This window comes from Acetomicrobium mobile (genome assembly GCF_937920065.1).
This window is the reverse complement of sequence record NZ_CALETC010000250.1, coordinates 1-2,423: the sequence shown is the minus strand read 5'-3', so window position 1 is coordinate 2,423 and position 2,423 is coordinate 1. Positions and strand designations below refer to the sequence as shown.

Annotated in this window: 3 protein-coding genes and 1 pseudogene; all 4 read left to right on the top strand. The window is 44.8% G+C overall.

Annotated elements, in window-relative coordinates:
- Window positions 1-349: pseudogene (locus tag Q7P41_RS09440) on the top strand (ribonucleotide-diphosphate reductase subunit alpha); the annotation flags it as partial.
- Between the two features lie 22 nt (window positions 350-371).
- Complete coding sequence (locus Q7P41_RS09435; RefSeq protein ID WP_303883774.1) at window positions 372-1,298, top strand: HlyD family efflux transporter periplasmic adaptor subunit; 927 nt, start codon at window positions 372-374, stop codon at window positions 1,296-1,298.
- Window positions 1,292-1,996, top strand: a complete 705-nt coding sequence (locus Q7P41_RS09430; protein ID WP_303883772.1) for a YggS family pyridoxal phosphate-dependent enzyme — start codon at window positions 1,292-1,294, stop codon at window positions 1,994-1,996. Before Q7P41_RS09435 ends, Q7P41_RS09430 begins: the two co-directional genes overlap by 7 nt.
- Window positions 1,997-2,026: 30 nt before the next feature.
- Complete coding sequence (locus Q7P41_RS09425) at window positions 2,027-2,416, top strand: cell division protein SepF (protein ID WP_303883769.1); 390 nt, start codon at window positions 2,027-2,029, stop codon at window positions 2,414-2,416.
- The last annotated feature ends 7 nt before the right edge of the window (window positions 2,417-2,423 follow it).

Here is a 2,423-nt window from a genome sequence, read left to right as displayed (position 1 = left end):
CGATGGTCAGCCCTTTGAAGTGTTTGCTACTTTGGGGAAGTCTGGCAAAGATACACAAGCGCACACAGAGGCCTTGGGAAGGTTAATTTCATTGGCGCTGAGAAGCGGCATACCTATAGACGAGATAATAAAGCAGTTAAAAGGAATAGGAGGAAGTACTCCCTTTCTTGAAGGCGATTCTTTGATTTTAAGTTTGCCCGATGCAATAGCGAGAGGGTTGGAAAAGGCTTTGGGCAAATTGGTGGAAGTGCAAGAAGGAGGGGACATGTGTCCCGTTTGCGGTGCCCCATTAATTCACACAGAAGGATGTGAACGATGCATAAGTTGTGATTATTCTAAATGTGATTAGATGTATGTGAAGATATATAAAGATGAATGAGAACAAAAGTTTCGCTCAAATTATTTATGCCATATGGTGCGTAGTGTTTGTTTCAGTGGCGGTGTTTTTCTTTTTGGCCTGGCAAAACCATCACCGTTTTAAGCATCCTGATGTAGTCACGGCAAAACCCGCCCTGTACGTTGATGAGTTTCCTGCAGAAGGCTGGCTATTGTGGCAAGAAGAGGTTGTTAGTTCGCCGATAAAAGGCGTCCTTAAATTTGTGAACGGCGGCAAGGTGGCTAGGGTAGCTAAAGGCGAGGCCATTGCTGTCATAGAGGGCGCTGAACGAAAGGTGGTTTGGGCGCCAAAGGCTGGTTATTTTGTTCCAGCGCTGGATGGAGAAGAAGGCAATTGGAACTTTGCCAGAGTTTGGTTGGATTACGACAATTTGCCCAAATCGGCCAAAGCAAGAACTGTGCCACAGGGAGTTAACGCGCAAAAAGGGACACTCATCGGAAAAGTTATTCCTTTACCGCAGGCGTTGCGCTGTGTCTTTTACGTGTATTTGACGCCTAAAGTGAAAGAAAATCTGGAGAAAAATTTTCTGTGGATACGACTTGACGAAATGGACGTTCCATTTAGGGTCGAGGTGCTGACGAAAGAAATTTTAGGATTGAAGGCAAGGGTTAACATCGCCTTAACGCCATATTTTCCTGCTCATTTGACGATTGATCGCAAATTAAGCTTCCTGGTATACGAAGGCAGAAGGCACGGGGTGCTCGTTCCCGAAGAAAGCGTAATTTTTAGGAAAGGTAACCAAGGAGTGTATGTAGTTTCCAAGGGTTTGGCAACTTTTAAGGAAATAAAAGGCATTCCCATGGATGACAACATGTATTTCGTAGAAGAGGGCTTGCTTCCTGGGGAGATTGTAATATCGGACGGTGATAAGGCTAGAGAAGGGAGAGTTTTTCTATGGTAAGCCTTGATGTATACAATAATATCGAATTAGTGAAGTATAAAATTGCTGAAGCTGCAGCGAGTGTCGGCAGAGATCCTGATCAAATAAAGATAATCGCGGCCACAAAAGGTCAACCTTTGGAAGCCATGATCCAGGCTGTAGGGACCGGATACATTGATGGTATTGGCGAAAACAGAGTTCAGGAGGCTAGAGAAAAGAAAGAAAAATGGCCTAAAAACCTTAGCATTACTTGGCATATGATTGGTCATCTACAACGAAATAAAGTCAAATTTGCCGTTCAATTGTTCGATGTCATACAAAGTATCGATAGCGTTAGGCTGGCAGATATTTTAGAGCATCGATTAGAGTTATTGGGAAAGACTATGCCTGTGCTCATCGAAGTAAATATATCTGGCGAAGCCTCGAAGTACGGCGTTGAACCAGACCATGCTCGCGCATTGGCGGAGCATATTTTGGGCCTTTGTCCACATTTAAAATTAATTGGATTGATGGGTATAGGTCCTTTGACGGACGAGAAAAAAAGGATAAGATCGTCTTTCGCCCTGCTTCGCCGCCTAAAGGAAGAATTGGAAGAGGATCTTGGTGTAGAGCTTCCCGAATTATCCATGGGCATGAGCGATGACTTTGAGTTAGCAATCGCGGAAGGAAGCACCATGGTGCGTTTAGGTCGTGTAATATTTGGTCCTAGGAGAAATTAAACAAAGTTTACTTTAGGAGGAGGGAGGGGAATGCTTGAGCGGCTCCTGGCATTGTTGGGCATCACAGTGCAAAAAGAGGAAGATTTACTAGAAGAAGGCCTAGAATCAGATGAAGATGTTGACCGCACTCCACAATCGCGTATCAAGCAGGCTGCATTGGTGTTTTGCAAGGGTTACATGTGTGTGGAGCGAAGGGAAGATTTGGCGGAAGCTCTGCATAAGGGCAAGATTATTATAGTTGACTTGCGCAACGTTGATAAAGCCGAAGGACAAAGTACCCTCGATTTCATCTGTGGTGTGGCTTATGCTATGAGAGGGGTCGTCATGAGGATAGCCCCGGCGGTCTTTTTGGCTACACCTAATAGGAATCTCGTCGATTTATGGGAGGAGGAAAAAGAGGTGGCCCAAAACCATGAGTGAAGTTTTG

Bases quoted from the DNA above. Each gene is read 5' to 3' on its own strand.
- Q7P41_RS09425 (WP_303883769.1), top strand. From the start codon at position 2,027: ATGCTTGAGCGGCTCCTGGCATTGTTGGGCATCACAGTGCAAAAAGAG.
- Q7P41_RS09430 (WP_303883772.1), top strand. From the start codon at position 1,292: ATGGTAAGCCTTGATGTATACAATAATATCGAATTAGTGAAGTATAAA.
- Q7P41_RS09435 (WP_303883774.1), top strand. From the start codon at position 372: ATGAATGAGAACAAAAGTTTCGCTCAAATTATTTATGCCATATGGTGC.